Here is a 15,950-nt window from a genome sequence, read left to right as displayed (position 1 = left end):
TTTTGGGAACGCCTTGTTCCCTTTACCCATTATAGAGTTTGAGGGGGAAGAAAATTGAATCTAGTGTTAATGGGTCTGCCTGGTGCTGGTAAGGGCACTCAAGCTGAACAAATCGTAGAAAAATATAATATCCCTCATATTTCTACTGGAGATATGTTCCGAACAGCTATCAAAGATGGAACAGAATTAGGTCTAAAGGCAAAATCATTCATGGACAAAGGCGAATTGGTACCAGATGAAGTTACCATTGGCATTGTACGTGAAAGATTAAGCAAGGAAGACTGCCTAAAAGGATTTTTGCTTGATGGTTTTCCACGTACTGTGGCACAGGCAGAAGCACTTGAAAGCATTCTTACTGATTTAGATCGAAAAATGAATTTTGTCATTAATATCGATGTTGATAAAAGCATCTTAATGGAAAGATTGACAGGACGTCGTATTTGCAAATCATGTGGTGCGACATATCATCTTGTATTCAATCCTCCCGCTAAAGATGATGTATGCGACCGCTGCGGCGGAGAATTATATCAACGTGCTGATGATAATGAAGAAACGGTTCAAAATCGCTTAGATGTGAATTTGAAACAAACCAAACCACTTCTTGATTTCTACGGAGAAAAAGGATACTTGGTCAACATTAACGGACAGCAAGATATTAATAAGGTATTTGAAGATATTGATGTGTTACTTGGTGCTTTGCAAAATTAATCATTCGTATTGATTTATGAAATTCAAACCATTTTTACAACTTACTAGTTAAACTTGGTGCATTCCTTTAATACAAAGGGTATAATGGATTTCGCGAGAGCATTCGCACATTTATTAATCAGGTTCTTGTACTTGGTATTCCCTGAATTGGGCGATTACTTTCTAAGTGATCTTCATGGACATATCCGGTCGGCAAAATTGATGAAGAAATGCAGTGACTCTATTGGGATTCCTAAAGAGTCGTGATATAGAGGGTTGAAAGAAGCTATGTCAGGCGTGCGCCTTTCAAACATCTCCCATGCTATTCAAACCTATGTCGAGACTAATTGCTTCTCTATTTCGAGAGTATGTCGGTCACGGAATCGGTCAAGACTTACATGAGGACCCATAAAATCCTCATTTCGGTCCAACTGATAAAGGTCCTCAGTTAAAGCCTGGTTCTACAAAATGGTGAATACTTGATGCAGAATTGTAAGACTTATGAGGATAATTGGACTGTAGTAATGTTGACGGAAAGATGTGTACCTTTAATAGGTTCACGCATAGAGAAGGGAGAATCACTTTAATGGCGAAAGATGATGTAATTGAAGTAGAAGGCACAGTACAAGAGACTTTGCCAAATGCAATGTTTAAGGTAGAATTAGAAAATGGTCATACTGTTTTAGCTCATGTATCCGGTAAAATTCGTATGCACTTTATTCGCATTTTGCCTGGAGATAAAGTTACGGTTGAGCTTTCCCCGTATGATCTAACTCGCGGCAGAATCACATACCGGTTCAAATAATCCGGTTACGCTCCGATCTGTATAAGGAGGTTAGATAGCAATGAAAGTCAGACCATCAGTCAAACCAATCTGCGAAAAGTGTAAAGTTATCCGCAGAAAAGGTAAAGTTATGGTTATTTGCGAAAACCCTAAACATAAACAAAAACAAGGCTAAATAGAAGGAGGTGCACTCAAGCATGGCACGTATTGCTGGAGTAGATATTCCCCGTGACAAACGTATTGTTATCTCATTAACATATATATATGGTATTGGAAAACAAACCGCGATGAAAGTTCTTGCAGAAGCAGGCGTTTCTGAAGAAACTCGCGTTCGTGACTTAACGGAAGACGAATTGAATAAAATTCGTGATATCATTGACAAGCTTAAAGTAGAAGGCGACCTTCGTCGTGAAATCTCCCTAAACATCAAACGTTTAATGGAAATCGGTTCTTACCGTGGTTTACGTCACCGTCGTGGTCTTCCTGTTCGCGGTCAAAATACAAAAAACAATGCTCGTACGCGTAAAGGACCTCGTCGTACTGTAGCTAACAAGAAAAAATAATTAGTAAAGGAGGTTACTTTTCATGGCACGTAAAACTAATACACGTAAACGTCGTGTGAAAAAGAATATAGAAACTGGTATTGCACATATTCGTTCAACATTCAATAACACTATCGTTACGATCACTGACTCTCATGGTAATGCTATTTCTTGGTCAAGTGCTGGAGCTCTAGGATTCCGTGGATCTCGTAAATCCACTCCATTCGCTGCACAAATGGCTGCTGAAACAGCTGCTAAAACATCAATTGAACATGGTATGAAAACTCTTGAAGTTACAGTTAAAGGACCTGGTGCTGGACGTGAGGCTGCTATTCGTGCACTTCAAGCTGCTGGCCTAGAAGTAACTGCAATTAAAGATGTAACTCCAGTTCCACATAACGGATGCCGTCCACCAAAACGTCGCCGTGTTTAATTTTTCTGTATAGATTTTGTATTCCTGTCAATAATGGGATATAATACTGAGTTTGCGTTCTTACAGAAGATTAATTTTCAGTTGTTGCGCACAGCGGGAACGTATACATGGGGAATTTCGGTTTAAGTGACTTAGTTTACTTGCCGGGGTTTTGACGTTTTGAAGGAGGGTTTATTGATGATCGAAATAGAAAAACCAAAAATCGAAACGGTTGAAATCAACGACGATACCAAATTCGGTAAATTCGTCGTAGAGCCACTAGAGCGTGGGTATGGTACTACATTGGGTAACTCCTTACGTCGTATCCTTTTATCCTCACTCCCAGGTGCTGCTGTCACAGCTATACAAATTGATGGAGTGCTACATGAGTTCTCAACAATTGAAGGCGTCGTGGAAGATGTAACATCTATCATTCTTAATGTGAAAAAACTAGCTCTTAAGATTTACTCTGATGAAGAGAAGACGCTGGAAATTGACGTTCAAGGTGACGGAGTCATCACGGCTGCTGATATCACTCATGATAGTGATGTAGAAATTCTTAATCCGGATTTATATATTGCTACAATTGGTAAAAACGGTCATATGCGTATGCGTTTATCTGCACGTCGCGGCCGCGGCTACACTCCTGCTGTTCAAAACAAGAGAGAAGACCAGCCAATTGGTGTAATTCCAATCGATGCTCTTTACACTCCGGTTTCACGCGTATCTTTCCAAGTTGAAAATACACGTGTTGGACAGTTGTCTAACTTTGACAAGTTAACGTTCGATGTTTGGACTGATGGCAGTACGGGTCCGCAAGAAGCGGTAGCACTTGGAGCTAAGATTTTAACAGAGCATTTAAATATTTTCGTTGGGTTAACCGATGAAGCTCAAAATGCTGAAATCATGGTTGAAAAAGAAGAAGATCAAAAAGAAAAAGTTCTTGAGATGACGATCGAAGAATTAGACCTTTCTGTTCGTTCTTACAACTGCTTGAAGCGTGCTGGAATCAATACCGTTCAAGAGCTAGCTCATAAAACGGAAGAAGATATGATGAAAGTACGTAATCTAGGCCGTAAATCACTTGAAGAAGTGAAAGCGAAACTAGAAGAATTAGGCTTAGGTCTTCGTAAAGACGACTGATAACATGGCGGAATCAATCCATTATGTTGTGAGCCTTGTTTTAGACACACAATATAGAACTTCAACAAAGGAGGGAATCTCTAATGGGTTACAGAAAGTTAGGACGCACTAGCGCACAACGTAAAGCATTACTTCGTGATTTAGCTACGGATCTTATTATCCATGAGCGCATTGAAACTACTGAAGCACGTGCAAAAGAATTACGTTCTGTAGTAGATAAAATGATCACTCTTGGTAAACGTGGTGACTTGCATGCACGCCGTCAAGCTGCATCATTCATCCGTAACGAAATCGCTGACGCTGAGAAAGGCACAGATGCCCTTCAAAAACTATTCAGTGACGTGGCTCCACGTTATGAAGAACGTCAAGGTGGATACACTCGTATCATGAAAGTTGGTCCACGCCGCGGTGACGGTGCACCAGTCGTGGTTATTGAATTAGTTTAATAACAACGATGAAAAAGGGCGGGACAAATGAATATACTCACTTGTTCTATGCCCTTTTTCTTTTTTTAAATAGAAATTCTGTTTTTTAGAAATTCGCATTGAGTGTTACGATGGCTGGCGGAACCTGTTTATACAGGGAGCCTTCACGTCTAGCTCAAGCATCCCTTCCCGCTTTTTTTAATAAGCGATTATAAGATAACCTGTTTTTCGTAACAGGCCCGCTGTAAGCTGCTCTTAATTTACCGAAAATTCTTTCGGTGGAAGGGGTGCAGCGTTTTTTTATATTTTCAGAAGAAATACTACTATGTTTATGTTGATAGAGCAGAGTTCAGATTAGACGAGTGCAGTCGAGGATGAGGAGGGCCACATGGGGAAGAAGCTGGTTTCTTTAAATAATATTATTTACAAATATGAGGGTCAGTCTCGAAACGCTTTGGATGATGTTTCTTTTGATATTCATCAGGGGGAGTGGCTTGCGATTGTCGGACATAATGGTTCTGGCAAGTCGACATTAGCGAAGTTACTGAATGGTCTTCAGTTCCCTAATTCAGGTACCATTACGATTAATGGTCAACTTCTGACAGAAGAAACCGTTTGGGATGTACGCCAGAAAATTGGCATGGTTTTTCAAAACCCAGATAATCAGTTTGTAGGCACTACAGTTCAGGATGATGTGGCTTTTGGTTTAGAAAACGCCGGTGTTTCTCAGCAGGTTATGGTGGAGCGTGTTCATGGTGCGTTAAATAAGGTTAAAATGAATGCCTTTCTTAATCAAGAGCCGCACCATCTATCCGGCGGTCAAAAGCAGAGAGTGGCCATAGCAGGTGTAATAGCCTTGCAGCCAGACATAATCATCTTAGATGAAGCAACCTCAATGCTTGACCCAAGAGGCCGTGAAGAAGTGCTTGAAACAGTTAGGGAATTAAAACAGGAAAACGAGATTACCGTCATATCGATCACCCATGATCTTGAGGAAGCTGCGAAAGCTGATCGAATGATAGTCATGAACCAAGGTCGGTTATATCGTGAAGGACCGCCTCAGGGTATTTTTGAATTAGAGGAAGAATTAATTGCCCTTGGTCTGGATATTCCCTTTTCAGTGAAACTAACCAAAGAGTTACAAAAAAATGGTGTTCGTGTGGTTGATGGGCATTTGACAGAGGAAGAGTTGGTGAAGGATTTATGCGAATTACACTCGATGATGTAGAATACCGCTATCAGGTGAATACTCCTTTTGAACATCTAGCCCTTCATGATGTCAATATTTCAATGGAGCCTGGAACCTATACCGCAATCATCGGGCATACAGGGTCCGGAAAATCGACGCTACTGCAGCATTTGAATGCTCTTTTAAAACCGACGAAGGGCAGGGTCTTCATTGGTGATCGGACGATTGAGGCTGGACGAAAAGAAAAGGCATTACGGTCGATTAGACAAAAGGTTGGAATTGTTTTTCAGTTTCCGGAACATCAACTGTTTGATGAAACGGTTGAAAAGGATATATGTTTCGGACCTATGAATTTTGGGGTTTCTGAAATCGATGCAAAGAAACTGGCCAGGAAAGCTATCGCCCAAGTGGGGTTGAGTGAGGAAGTTCTTGAAAAATCTCCATTCGACTTATCCGGTGGTCAAATGCGAAGGGTGGCTATTGCCGGGGTACTTGCCATGGAGCCGGAAGTATTGGTACTGGATGAGCCCACAGCGGGACTGGACCCACGAGGACGCAAAGAAATCATGGATATGTTTTATGATTTGCATAAAGTTAGGGGCATTTCTACAATTCTGGTGACACATAGCATGGAGGATGCAGCCAAGTACGCGGATGACATCATTATCATGCACCAGGGTACGGTGTTCAAAAAGGGAACTCCCCAGGAAATTTTCTCCGAGCCAGAACAACTTCTGGAGCTTGGCCTGGATGTACCTGATACGGTCCGTTTTCAGCTCAAGCTCCAGAAGGAACTTGGGGTTCGGTTTGATCATCCATGTCTTAATATCGGTGATTTAGCTGTAGAAATAGATAAAGCCATGAAACGGGGGAACCGCTGATGCTGGATAAAATGATTATCGGGCGTTATGTCCCTGCAGACTCCCTGATACACAAGATGGACCCAAGGGCTAAATTGCTCCTTGTGTTCCTGTTTGTTTGTGTCATCTTCTTGGCGAATAATGTCGTTTCTTATGGTTTACTTGCGGTTTTCACCATCCTGTTGATTAGCCTTTCGAAGATACCGCTTCGCTATCTTTATAATGGGTTAAAACCTATTTTTTTCTTAATCGTATTTACATTCCTTCTCCATATATTGTTTACGAAAGAAGGGGAATTGCTTTTTGAATACGGTTGGTTCGAAATCTATGAAGGCGGTTTGATTCAAGGTTTGTTCATATCCGTAAGATTTACTTTACTAATCCTTGTTACGTCTTTATTAACTTTGACGACAACCCCAATATCCATTACAGATGGGATGGAAGAGCTGTTGGGACCCTTGAAAAAGTGGAAAATGCCTGTACATGAACTAGCATTGATGATGTCCATTGCCCTTCGATTCATTCCAACGCTGATGGAGGAAACAGAAAAAATCATGAAGGCTCAAACGGCAAGGGGAGTTGACTTTTCATCAGGTCCTATAAAGGACAGGGTTAAATCGATTGTACCGCTGCTTGTTCCTTTATTTGTGAGTTCGTTCAAACGGGCAGAAGAATTGGCGACTGCCATGGAATCAAGAGGATACCGTGGTGGGGAAGGCCGCACGAAATACCGCCAATTGGACTGGAAGACGAGTGATAGCCTTTTGATGGTCTCAATAGGTCTTCTTACGGTCATGTTATTTTTATTACGTTCATAATAAGGAAGAGTACTATGCCAAAATATAAATGTGTGATCGCTTATGACGGCACGGACTTCGCTGGTTATCAGGTGCAGCCTGAGAAACGGACCATCCAAAGTGAATTTGAGGCAGTCTTAGCCCAAATGCACAAAGGCACAATTATAAAGGTCACTGCTTCAGGCAGGACAGATTCAGGGGTTCATGCAAAGGGGCAGGTGATTCACTTTGAATCACCCCTTACATTTCCTACTGAAAATTGGGTAAAGGCGTTCAGCGCCCTTCTTCCGACCGATATTATCGTTTTGGAAGTCGATATCGTGCCTGATGATTTTCATGCCAGGTTCCATACGACTGGGAAAGAGTACCGTTATATCATAGCCCGATCCAAATTACGAGATCCGTTTAAGCGGAATTACGCCTATCATTACCCCTATCCATTAGATGGGAAGGCGATTAAGGAAGCAATTTCCTATTTGGTAGGGACTCATGACTTTACAAGTTTTTGTTCGGCAAAAACGGAAGTGGTCGATAAGGTTCGAACCATCCAAGAAATTGACTTTGAAGAGAGCGATGGCTTCATGGTTTTTCGCTTCGTTGGGGAAGGGTTTTTGTATAATATGGTGCGGATCTTGGTTGGGACGCTCCTGGAAGTCGGCAGCGGTAAGATGGAACCCCGGGATATGATCGGGATATTGGACAAAAAGGACCGCAGTTTTGCAGGGAAAACAGCACCTGCCCAAGGCTTGTATTTATGGAAAGTATTTTACAAATAAAAATATTTTCGAAGTGATACCAGTTTTTTTACAACTGGCAAACAGGATGAAATCAGTAATGGAGCGGTTTGATGCCATACTGACCTTTTCATGGAGTTGCAAAGAGTGTTTTATAGACAACTTATCCTAGTGTAACATTCCCTTGACAATGAATCTGGGAGAAGTTAATATAATATGGTATGTATTTTAATCCCACGATAAGCCCCGGAAGTTTATTGTGATTGAAAATAAATATAAAAAATTAAAAAGTTTTTTAGGAGGTTAACCATGCGTACGACATTTATGGCGAAAGCTAATGAAGTAGAACGTAAATGGTATGTGATTGACGCTGAAGGCAAAACTTTGGGTCGCCTTTCTACTGAAGTAGCATCCATCTTACGTGGTAAACATAAACCAACTTTTACACCTAACATTGACACTGGTGATCATGTAATTCTAATCAATGTTGAAAAAATCCACTTGACTGGTAAAAAATTGACTGACAAAATTTATTACCGTCACACTATGCATCCAGGCGGTCTTAAAACTAGAACTGCTCTTGAAATGCGTACAAACTACCCTGAGAGAATGCTTGAACTTGCTATCAAAGGTATGCTTCCAAAGAATTCTCTTGGTCGTCAAATCTACAAAAAATTACACGTATACGCTGGAGCTGAGCACCCACACGCTGCTCAACAACCAGAAGTATACGAATTACGCGGATAATTACTAAGGAGGTTACTATCTTGGCACAAGTTCAATATTATGGTACTGGTCGCCGTAAGAGCTCAGTAGCTCGTGTACGTTTAGTACCAGGCGAAGGTCGCATCGTTATTAACGGTCGTGACATTAATGAATATATTCCTTTCGCAGCATTACGTGAAGTTGTTAACCAACCACTAGTTGCTACAGAAACTACTGGAAATTACGACGTTCTAGTAAACGTTAGCGGTGGTGGATACACTGGTCAAGCTGGAGCAATCCGTCACGGTATCGCCCGTGCATTACTTCAAGTTGATCCAGAATACCGTCCATCTCTTAAAACTGCTGGTTTACTAACTCGTGACCCACGTATGAAAGAGCGTAAAAAATACGGTCTTAAAGGCGCACGTCGTGCACCTCAGTTCTCAAAACGTTAATTCTATTTTCGTTTCGAAAGGCTCTCAACCATTTTGGTTGGGAGTCTTTTTTATGAAAAGAAAGCTTTTGACCACACCATAGCTCCATGGACCTTTTGGGATTTAGAAGGTTTTTGCTCTCTAGTATCTGTTACATGTTTATGTATGATCATTGTCATATGAATGTCCCTAGTATCGCCCCATCTTCTTTAACCTTACTCCGGCTTCAATAAGGTAAGAATCATGGGATGTCTGAATCCAAGAATAAATAGAGGCTTAAGGGGAGAATCAAAGGTAATTAACGCTTTATACCTCTCTTATCGGCTTTTACCATCCTAGCCCAAATGAAATGCCGGGATCGTAATGGTGTGTTCCTTTTAAATCACGGGAGTTTATTTATATGATAAAGATTTATTTGTAAAATCCATATTTATTAAGTTTCTGATAAGAAGTATGATAGTACTTAAAAAAAGAAAGAGGACCTCATATGAATTCAACATTCTCACCAATTGAAATGACTAAAACAAAAGCCTTGGTCATCAATGCGCTATTCATCGCATTAACCCTTGTAGCGACAATGATCAACATCAAGCTCCCAATAATGGGTAACGGAGGCCTAATCCATCTTGGTAACGTTCCCCTTTTTATAGCAGCTTTGGTATATGGCAAAAAAACAGGAGCGATAGCAGGCGCAATCGGAATGGCCTTCTCCGATCTTATCTCTCCTTGGGCAGCATGGGCACCGTTTACATTCATCATCGTAGGTGCAATGGGCTTTTTAGCTGGCCTCATATCCGAGAAGGTACCCGGAAAAAGAGAACTTGTATATACACTTGCCGTTGTCGTTGCATTGATTGTAAAAGTCGTGGGCTACTATTTTGCCGAAGTTATCCTTTACGGTAACTGGATACAGCCATTCGGCTCTATCCTCGGAAACGTAATGCAGGTCGTATTAGCGGGTATAATTGTAGTGCCCCTTGCAGGACGCTTAATGAAAAGAGCTGGTCAGATATAGGCAGTGGAATTTGCGGAAACTATTTCAAACCATTCTTGGAGTTGGAATACGTTGTTTGTGACCTCAAAAAAGTGCCTTTTTGATGAGTGAACTAACGCTTTGAATTTCACCCCCGCTGCTAAATAAGCAGTGATTATGACCGCTATTGCAATATGTTATATCATGTGAAAGAAGGACATCCGTTTACCATGGATGTCCTTTTTCATCCTAATCGAGTTTTTTTTAAGGGGATTGAAAGAGAAAACAAAATCATTACATTCGCTTAAAGTTCAAGAAAGAAGTACAGATAAGAATATTTACATATTGAATCAATGTCCTGAAGAGGCATGCGTGGTGAGCTGCCCGAGTCGGCACGGACAGCCTCGGGTAGCAGCCTGAGTGGCGAGTTATCGGGGGATAATTCCAAGTTTCTTAGGTCCAAATGATTGGCATGTAAGTGGGGAAAACAACGAGTAAACCTCCGAAGATGCAATCATATTCCTGTTTACTCAAGCGGTGCGTTCGTAGGATCGCGTAGCGATTCATTTTTAAAAAACAACTGGATCCTCCTCAAAGGTTTATCTTTATTCCAAGTCCTTGTAAACAGACTTTTATCACTCGAATATGCGTTCTGCCTTTTAACAACGTTTCTTAAAGAAGAGACTCTATATTAAATCGAGTTCCATGTGCCTTCTTCATTTACTTCCATTCACCCATGCTACGGCTGATGAACTTATTCTCATTATATTTTGCCAATAGAATAAATGAATGGTTCAAAATAGAACGCAAAAACTAAATTATGTCTTAGGAAATAATTTGGGAAATGGGGAATTGCCCCGGAGGTGAAATATGGCTGTGATATTAGGTTTACAGGAGATGCAAAGGGAAAGGCAATTGAAGTTCGAACGTAGATTGCTCAGGGATCTTTCTATCGACGATATGAAGGGAAGGATTCAGCGTTACTTTGGACAGGATTTCATGGATGTCTTGGAGGAAGGCTACTTCGATGTTGCCATCGAGGCTTATTTATTAGGAGCGAACTATAGTAAGTTTGGCTATTACGGTGAGTCAGAAGAAGATGTAAGGGCCAGGTGTTGGAAGGAAGAGAAGTTTTTGACCGATACTCTTTTTAACTTTATTTTGTATTGGAGAGAAGTTACAGCGAATAACGCTTTCGATGAAGGGTTGTTTTATTGCTGTGAAGGGTTTGTGGGAGAGTGGTGGCAGGACGGCTTTAAGACTGGTGAAAAACGATATAAAATGAAACTGCATTAGAAGGCAAAAATCCCATACCTTGTTCTAATTCCATGGTTTGTCCCATACCTTTTAGTATAGGAATCATGGAAGGGGAACGGTCATGCGTAGAAAGCTGAAATATACAGGAATCGCTATGGGATTGTTTGTCCTTTTTTTAATTGTAACTTTTAAATTTGTTGAAGATGATTCTTGGGACTCCTGGAACCTTCCGTTGGCAGGTAAGGTAATCGTGCTGGATGCCGGTCATGGGGGAATGGACGGCGGGGCAAATGTACAAGAGGTAATGGAGAAGGAAATTGCCCTTTCCGTTTCATTAAAGGTTCGGGACTATTTACAGGAACAGGGTGCCCTTGTCATCATGACCCGTGAGAAGGATGAGGATTTGGCACAGGGAAAGACAAAAGGGATCCGCCAGCGAAAACAGGAAGACTTACGGAACCGGGTTGAAATGATCAATGATTCGGAAGCGGACTTATTCTTAAGTATTCATTTGAATTCTTTTCCTTCAGCGTCATCGAAAGGAGCCCAGACCTTTTATACAAACAGGTTTGAGGAAAATGAACAGGTAGCAAAATTCATTCAGACTGAAATCATTAGAAACCTTGAAAATACAAAGCGTGATGCAAAAACAATAAATCATGTATATTTGATGAATCGTGCTAAGAAACCGGGAGCTCTTGTGGAAATTGGTTTTCTTTCCAATAAGGAGGAAAGGGAGCGCCTAGTCAGTGATCGGTATCAAGAAAAGGTGGCCAGTTCGATTTATATGGGTATTTTACGTTACTTTACAGAGGAAAAACTAACGCAAGAAGAGTGATTTCTGGGTCTTGTAACGTACAAGGCCCTTTTTACTATGGGGAAGTAATCAGGTTTCGCGTACAGGGCAGATAATAAGCTTTATTTCAGTAATATGTTATACTGAAAAATGGGAAAATAAAACGAATTCAAAGGGGTGCTCGACTTGTTAACAGAAGAGAAAGTACTGAATTTATTAAAGGATCTTAAAGACCCTTTTCTACATAAAAGCCTTGAAGAGACAAATGGGATTATAGAAATCAAAATAAAACCTGAAAAGAATCATATAAGCGTTAAACTTGCCATTGCGAAAACGGGGACTGCCGAGCAAATGCAAATGCAATCGGAAGTGGTGGACTTGCTGAAAACGAACGGAGCGGAATCTGTAGGGATTCGTTTCACGGAGCTTTCTGAAGATGAGTTAGCCAAGCACCGGGAAGGCATTCCGCAGGATGAAGCGGACCAAGGCTTGCTTGGACCTAACAGCAAGACACAATTCATTGCGATTGCGAGTGGTAAAGGGGGAGTGGGAAAATCTACGATTTCAGTGAATTTCGCCACTTCACTTGCTCGCTTGGGTAAAAAGGTCGGATTGGTTGACGCTGATATTTATGGATTCAGTGTACCTGATATGATGGGGATAACAAAAAGACCAGTCGTCCGCGGGGAAAAAATCATTCCTGTAGAACGGTTTGGCGTTCAGGTTATCTCAATGGGCTTTTTTGTGGAAGATAACGCGCCTATCATCTGGAGAGGGCCGATGCTGGGAAAAATGCTTAACAGTTTCTTTAATGAAGTGGAATGGGGAGAATTGGACTATTTAGTCCTTGACTTACCACCAGGTACAGGCGATGTTGCATTGGACGTGCATACGATGCTCCCTTCATGTAAAGAAATCATCGTTACGACACCGCATCCGACTGCTGCCTTCGTTGCTGCAAGAGCTGGTGCCATGGCCATCAAGACAGAACATGAAGTCATTGGTGTTATTGAGAATATGTCATTCTTCGAAAGTAAAACGACCGGTGAAAAAGAATATGTTTTCGGAAAAGGCGGCGGAGCGAAGCTTGCAGAAGAGCTTCGAACAGAAGTCTTAGGTCAACTCCCGTTACAACAGCCAGATTGGAACGAAGAGGACTTTGCTCCATCCATTTACGCAGCAGATCATAGGCTCGGTAGGATTTACGAGGATATTGCTAAAAAGGTCATTGAAAAGCTACAATAAAAAAAGGCTGATTCCAATGGAATCAGCCTTTTTTTATTATTTTGCCTTTTTATCCTTATTTTCCTTCTCTACCGCTTTAGTAGCTGCTTTATCCAATCTCTCCTGCATTTTCGCTTGAACGAGAGGACTCTCCATGGTTTCTATGATCAGCTCTTTATAGACGGAACGCATTTCCTTTGTTTTTAATAATTTATTCATTTCTTTTTCCATATCCGGTTCTTTCAATATATCCATGATCATTCCACGATACTGAGGATCAGCAGTTAAATCCTTCAATACCTTTTTATGTTCGTCTTCTAAAGCTTTAGCATAAGCGGAAGCGAATTCAGGATCATTAAATGTCTTTTTCCAAAATTCCTTTCCTTTATCTGAAGTGACCATATCTTCAATGGATTTCTTAATGACATCCGAGTCCATTATAAGTTCAGCTTTCGTTTTATCATCGGAAATGATATCCTGGATGGCTTTTTTTCCATCATCTGTCTTCAAGATATCGACGACCATTTTCTTTGTCTCTTCATACTCCATTTTATCTGCGCCTGCTCCATTTTGAGCACAACCGGAACAAACGAGTAAGAATGACGTGAAAAGCAAAGCAACTCCCACTCTCATACGCAGGGCCCCTTTCATCCTTCTTATTGTTAATATGGTTCCAAACGGCGATATTATTCCTTGGTGGAATAAGTGGATTTTTCCAAATTTGGTTGGTACAATTAGGGGAATTAAATAGAAATGTATGGAGGAAAACAATGAACAGCCGTAATTTAGTTAAATTGTTTTTAACAACATTGCTTATCGGTGGTGTAACGGGCGGAGTTGTAGGGTTTTTGGCTCGATGGAGTGAGTTTGAGGCTTATTTCTCTTCTTTTGAAGCCAGCGCCATCCTATCCACGTTTATTTGGTTATTCGGTGTTGGGTTAATTTTTAGTGTCATAAGTCAAGCTGGCTTTTTTGCCTATTTAACGATCCATCGTTTTGGCCTGGGAGTATTTAAAAGCGCTTCTTTATGGAATGCCGTTCAAATTGTACTTATCCTTTTTGTTGTTTTTGACCTGGTTTACCTGCGATATCTTAATTTTGGTTCAGGCGAGGGGATTAGTTCCTATATCGTGTTAGCATTGGTTGTTTTGGCTGCAGCACTGATAACAGCTTATTTCAAAATGAAACAAACGAATAGACAATCGTTTATCCCAGCCTTATTCTTCATGGTCGTAGTCACAGTTTTGGAGTGGTTACCTGTCCTAAGTACCAATGATGAAAGCTGGCTTTACTTCATGCTGCTTCCTTTGATAGTCTGCAATGCTTATCAACTCTTGGTTCTAAGCAAATTGATTGAACGATCACAAAAGGAATTGGCCAGTAAAAAAGCACGGAAGCAAACTCGAGCAAAGGAAATGAAAGCTGGCGAATTAGGTAAAGGCAGCAGCTAATCTACTGTAAGTCGGGCCATACATAAGGAAGTCAACATAAAAACTGCGTACTAAGGTTCATGAGGACCATCAGTACGCAGTTTTTTCAGTCAGCGGATTTCCTCACTGTTTGCCGATGAATTGGAAATCATTTCAGAAACGTTAACAAAGTTTAAATTTTTTGATTGTAGTTCCCCTAGTAACTGTGGCAAAGCCTTATTAGTTTGTTTTGCTGAGTCTGAAGCATGTAATAAGATTATATCACCCTTTTTGGTCTTACTGATGTTCTGAACGATCTGGTCAACACCTGGATTGGTCCAATCCTTTGAATCGATGCTCCAATGGACTACAGTATATCCGAAGTTCTCACTGATCTTTAAGAGGCGTTTATCAAAGTGACCGGTGGGCGCCCGTAAAAGTTCTATATTCTTTACATTCAGTTTTTTAAATGCTTCTTGAGCTTTAGATATATCTCGGATGATTTCTTGATCTTCCATTTCGGAATAATCCTTATAATCGTAACCAAGCATACCGATTTCATATCCTTCTTTCCTAATTTTCTCTACTATGTCCGGATGGCGCTCAGCCCAAGATCCCGAAAGGAAAAAAGTGGCTGATTTAATCTGTTCCCTTTTTAATGTTTCTATTATCGGGGCGGCTTTCTCATCACCCCAGCCAATATTGAACGTAATCGCGACATTCTGTTCCCCTTTATAAACCGCTTTTGGCCCATCTTCTGTAGAAAAAACAGGGGCTTGAAGAATGTTTTGCACAAAAAGGAACCATGCGGTAAAAAGTGCCGTAAGTAAAATTAACGAATAATACTTGATTTTTTTTGCATGAAGCACCATGAAAAATTTCATTAATCCATCCCCTTGTCCAAAAGACTCTTGTCTTCAAATTTATGCGCGAGGATTATTGTTATGCAAAAAATCAGTTGAAAATTCATAAAAAGGGTGTGAATGGGGAAAGATGTCTGATGGAGGTGTGAATCATGCTCGGTTTATTGATTAATGACAAAGAAAAGATGGAATTGGAGTACCTGTTAAAAAGAGAGATGGATGAAATACTTTTCGATTTGCAAGATGACAGAATTGATCACTTAGTAAAAAGGGCAATAAACGAGAAATATAACATCCTTTTCAGACTGTTTAAAAGGGTGAGCACTGAGGAGGAATGCCTAATGTATATGAGGGTGAAAACGAACTTAACCAAGGGAAATCAGTCATGATATATAAAAGTGAATTATATTCAAAAAACCTATTGACTATTAATTTATACACTGGTATATTATAAAAGTTGCTGCAACGTAGTAATGCTTTTGAAAAAGAGTGAAAAAACTTTTCAAAAAAAGTTATTGACGAAGCGGTAATAAGATGTTAAGATATTAAAGTCGCTAAGAGATATAGCGAAAAAATTGCTCTTTGAAAACTGAACAAAACAAAGCGCCAACGTTAAATTTTAAGTGAGCACACACTATCAAAAAAGCAAAATGAGCAAGTCAAACATTTCTTCGGAGAGTTTGATCCTGGCTCAGGACGAACGCTGGCGGCGTGCC

21 protein-coding genes and 1 pseudogene are annotated in these 15,950 nt (G+C 40.6%); 20 read left to right on the top strand and 2 right to left on the bottom strand.

Annotated elements, in window-relative coordinates:
* The first annotated feature begins 54 nt into the window (after nucleotides 1–54).
* The 18 genes and pseudogenes from SB775_RS18610 (at nucleotide 55) to SB775_RS18525 (ending at nucleotide 12,983) form a co-directional block, all read left to right on the top strand.
* A complete protein-coding gene (locus SB775_RS18610; protein WP_061440392.1) occupies nucleotides 55–708 on the top strand; it encodes an adenylate kinase in 654 nt (217 codons plus the stop codon).
* A 71-nt stretch (nucleotides 709–779) separates the two neighbouring features.
* Nucleotides 780–1,231 (top strand): annotated as a pseudogene (locus SB775_RS18605) (M24 family metallopeptidase); the annotation flags it as partial.
* 42 nt (nucleotides 1,232–1,273) lie between these two features.
* A complete protein-coding gene (gene infA / locus SB775_RS18600) occupies nucleotides 1,274–1,492 on the top strand; it encodes a translation initiation factor IF-1 (RefSeq protein WP_028390440.1) in 219 nt (72 codons plus the stop codon).
* A 40-nt stretch (nucleotides 1,493–1,532) separates the two neighbouring features.
* Entirely contained in the window at nucleotides 1,533–1,646 is a 114-nt protein-coding gene (gene rpmJ / locus SB775_RS18595; RefSeq protein ID WP_003156543.1) for a 50S ribosomal protein L36, read from the top strand.
* Between the two features lie 22 nt (nucleotides 1,647–1,668).
* Nucleotides 1,669–2,034: a 30S ribosomal protein S13 gene (gene rpsM, locus SB775_RS18590; RefSeq protein WP_057915228.1), complete on the top strand. Its 366-nt coding sequence runs from the start codon at nucleotides 1,669–1,671 to the stop codon at nucleotides 2,032–2,034.
* A 22-nt stretch (nucleotides 2,035–2,056) separates the two neighbouring features.
* A complete protein-coding gene (rpsK, locus tag SB775_RS18585; protein WP_028390438.1) occupies nucleotides 2,057–2,446 on the top strand; it encodes a 30S ribosomal protein S11 in 390 nt (129 codons plus the stop codon).
* Nucleotides 2,447–2,623: 177 nt separating this feature from the next.
* Nucleotides 2,624–3,568, top strand: coding sequence for a DNA-directed RNA polymerase subunit alpha (locus SB775_RS18580; protein WP_053349049.1), 945 nt, complete (start codon nucleotides 2,624–2,626; stop codon nucleotides 3,566–3,568).
* 83 nt (nucleotides 3,569–3,651) lie between these two features.
* Nucleotides 3,652–4,014: a 50S ribosomal protein L17 gene (gene rplQ / locus SB775_RS18575; RefSeq protein ID WP_061440393.1), complete on the top strand. Its 363-nt coding sequence runs from the start codon at nucleotides 3,652–3,654 to the stop codon at nucleotides 4,012–4,014.
* Nucleotides 4,015–4,381: 367 nt separating this feature from the next.
* Complete coding sequence (locus tag SB775_RS18570; protein ID WP_410862729.1) at nucleotides 4,382–5,221, top strand: energy-coupling factor ABC transporter ATP-binding protein; 840 nt, start codon at nucleotides 4,382–4,384, stop codon at nucleotides 5,219–5,221.
* A complete protein-coding gene (locus tag SB775_RS18565) occupies nucleotides 5,197–6,063 on the top strand; it encodes an energy-coupling factor ABC transporter ATP-binding protein (RefSeq protein ID WP_089364072.1) in 867 nt (288 codons plus the stop codon). Before SB775_RS18570 ends, SB775_RS18565 begins: the two co-directional genes overlap by 25 nt.
* The gene (locus SB775_RS18560; protein WP_089364073.1) at nucleotides 6,063–6,860 is read left to right on the top strand and encodes an energy-coupling factor transporter transmembrane component T family protein; all 798 of its coding nucleotides are present in this window, start codon (nucleotides 6,063–6,065) and stop codon (nucleotides 6,858–6,860) included. The genes SB775_RS18565 and SB775_RS18560 overlap by 1 nt, the downstream gene beginning before the upstream one ends.
* 14 nt (nucleotides 6,861–6,874) lie before the next feature.
* On the top strand, nucleotides 6,875–7,615 hold the full coding sequence (gene truA / locus SB775_RS18555; RefSeq protein ID WP_284469081.1) for a tRNA pseudouridine(38-40) synthase TruA: 741 nt from the start codon (nucleotides 6,875–6,877) through the stop codon (nucleotides 7,613–7,615).
* A gap of 267 nt (nucleotides 7,616–7,882) precedes the next feature.
* A complete protein-coding gene (gene rplM, locus SB775_RS18550; protein ID WP_034304960.1) occupies nucleotides 7,883–8,320 on the top strand; it encodes a 50S ribosomal protein L13 in 438 nt (145 codons plus the stop codon).
* 20 nt (nucleotides 8,321–8,340) lie between these two features.
* Nucleotides 8,341–8,733, top strand: coding sequence for a 30S ribosomal protein S9 (gene rpsI / locus SB775_RS18545; RefSeq protein ID WP_034304957.1), 393 nt, complete (start codon nucleotides 8,341–8,343; stop codon nucleotides 8,731–8,733).
* A 466-nt stretch (nucleotides 8,734–9,199) separates the two neighbouring features.
* Entirely contained in the window at nucleotides 9,200–9,727 is a 528-nt protein-coding gene (locus tag SB775_RS18540) for an ECF transporter S component (protein ID WP_089364075.1), read from the top strand.
* Between the two features lie 828 nt (nucleotides 9,728–10,555).
* Nucleotides 10,556–10,981 (top strand): DUF2521 family protein, encoded by a 426-nt coding sequence (locus tag SB775_RS18535; RefSeq protein WP_061440399.1) that lies wholly within the window; start codon nucleotides 10,556–10,558, stop codon nucleotides 10,979–10,981.
* Between the two features lie 82 nt (nucleotides 10,982–11,063).
* Nucleotides 11,064–11,780 carry an N-acetylmuramoyl-L-alanine amidase CwlD gene (cwlD, locus tag SB775_RS18530; protein WP_061440400.1) on the top strand — a complete coding sequence of 239 codons (717 nt, stop codon included), beginning with the start codon at nucleotides 11,064–11,066 and terminating at the stop codon, nucleotides 11,778–11,780.
* A 144-nt stretch (nucleotides 11,781–11,924) separates the two neighbouring features.
* Nucleotides 11,925–12,983 carry a P-loop NTPase gene (locus tag SB775_RS18525; protein WP_410862727.1) on the top strand — a complete coding sequence of 353 codons (1,059 nt, stop codon included), beginning with the start codon at nucleotides 11,925–11,927 and terminating at the stop codon, nucleotides 12,981–12,983.
* Between the two features lie 36 nt (nucleotides 12,984–13,019).
* Here SB775_RS18525 and gerD read toward each other — a convergent pair whose 3' ends face one another.
* A complete protein-coding gene (gene gerD / locus SB775_RS18520; RefSeq protein WP_061440402.1) occupies nucleotides 13,020–13,595 on the bottom strand; it encodes a spore germination lipoprotein GerD in 576 nt (191 codons plus the stop codon).
* A 137-nt stretch (nucleotides 13,596–13,732) separates the two neighbouring features.
* Between gerD and SB775_RS18515 the strand changes: the two genes are divergently transcribed.
* Nucleotides 13,733–14,413 carry a KinB-signaling pathway activation protein gene (locus SB775_RS18515; RefSeq protein ID WP_061440403.1) on the top strand — a complete coding sequence of 227 codons (681 nt, stop codon included), beginning with the start codon at nucleotides 13,733–13,735 and terminating at the stop codon, nucleotides 14,411–14,413.
* A gap of 89 nt (nucleotides 14,414–14,502) precedes the next feature.
* Here the strand turns inward: SB775_RS18515 and pdaB are convergent, their stop codons facing one another.
* On the bottom strand, nucleotides 14,503–15,255 hold the full coding sequence (gene pdaB / locus SB775_RS18510) for a polysaccharide deacetylase family sporulation protein PdaB (protein WP_061440404.1): 753 nt from the start codon (nucleotides 15,253–15,255) through the stop codon (nucleotides 14,503–14,505).
* A gap of 131 nt (nucleotides 15,256–15,386) precedes the next feature.
* Between pdaB and SB775_RS18505 the strand changes: the two genes are divergently transcribed.
* Entirely contained in the window at nucleotides 15,387–15,623 is a 237-nt protein-coding gene (locus tag SB775_RS18505) for a hypothetical protein (RefSeq protein WP_061440405.1), read from the top strand.
* Nucleotides 15,624–15,950: the final 327 nt, after the last annotated feature.

The organism is Peribacillus sp. SIMBA_075 (genome assembly GCF_046534585.1).
This window is presented reverse-complemented; position numbering and strand designations above follow the sequence as displayed.

Excerpts from the sequence above, each read along its gene's own strand:
- infA (WP_028390440.1), top strand. The coding sequence starts at position 1,274 with ATGGCGAAAGATGATGTAATTGAAGTAGAAGGCACAGTACAAGAGACT.
- rpmJ (WP_003156543.1), top strand. The coding sequence starts at position 1,533 with ATGAAAGTCAGACCATCAGTCAAACCAATCTGCGAAAAGTGTAAAGTT.
- rpsM (WP_057915228.1), top strand. The coding sequence starts at position 1,669 with ATGGCACGTATTGCTGGAGTAGATATTCCCCGTGACAAACGTATTGTT.
- rpsK (WP_028390438.1), top strand. The coding sequence starts at position 2,057 with ATGGCACGTAAAACTAATACACGTAAACGTCGTGTGAAAAAGAATATA.
- SB775_RS18580 (WP_053349049.1), top strand. The coding sequence starts at position 2,624 with ATGATCGAAATAGAAAAACCAAAAATCGAAACGGTTGAAATCAACGAC.
- rplQ (WP_061440393.1), top strand. The coding sequence starts at position 3,652 with ATGGGTTACAGAAAGTTAGGACGCACTAGCGCACAACGTAAAGCATTA.
- SB775_RS18570 (WP_410862729.1), top strand. The coding sequence starts at position 4,382 with ATGGGGAAGAAGCTGGTTTCTTTAAATAATATTATTTACAAATATGAG.
- SB775_RS18565 (WP_089364072.1), top strand. The coding sequence starts at position 5,197 with ATGCGAATTACACTCGATGATGTAGAATACCGCTATCAGGTGAATACT.
- SB775_RS18560 (WP_089364073.1), top strand. The coding sequence starts at position 6,063 with ATGCTGGATAAAATGATTATCGGGCGTTATGTCCCTGCAGACTCCCTG.
- truA (WP_284469081.1), top strand. The coding sequence starts at position 6,875 with ATGCCAAAATATAAATGTGTGATCGCTTATGACGGCACGGACTTCGCT.
- rplM (WP_034304960.1), top strand. The coding sequence starts at position 7,883 with ATGCGTACGACATTTATGGCGAAAGCTAATGAAGTAGAACGTAAATGG.
- SB775_RS18540 (WP_089364075.1), top strand. The coding sequence starts at position 9,200 with ATGAATTCAACATTCTCACCAATTGAAATGACTAAAACAAAAGCCTTG.
- SB775_RS18535 (WP_061440399.1), top strand. The coding sequence starts at position 10,556 with ATGGCTGTGATATTAGGTTTACAGGAGATGCAAAGGGAAAGGCAATTG.
- cwlD (WP_061440400.1), top strand. The coding sequence starts at position 11,064 with ATGCGTAGAAAGCTGAAATATACAGGAATCGCTATGGGATTGTTTGTC.
- gerD (WP_061440402.1), bottom strand. The coding sequence starts at position 13,595 with ATGAGAGTGGGAGTTGCTTTGCTTTTCACGTCATTCTTACTCGTTTGT.
- SB775_RS18515 (WP_061440403.1), top strand. The coding sequence starts at position 13,733 with ATGAACAGCCGTAATTTAGTTAAATTGTTTTTAACAACATTGCTTATC.
- pdaB (WP_061440404.1), bottom strand. The coding sequence starts at position 15,255 with ATGAAATTTTTCATGGTGCTTCATGCAAAAAAAATCAAGTATTATTCG.
- SB775_RS18505 (WP_061440405.1), top strand. The coding sequence starts at position 15,387 with ATGCTCGGTTTATTGATTAATGACAAAGAAAAGATGGAATTGGAGTAC.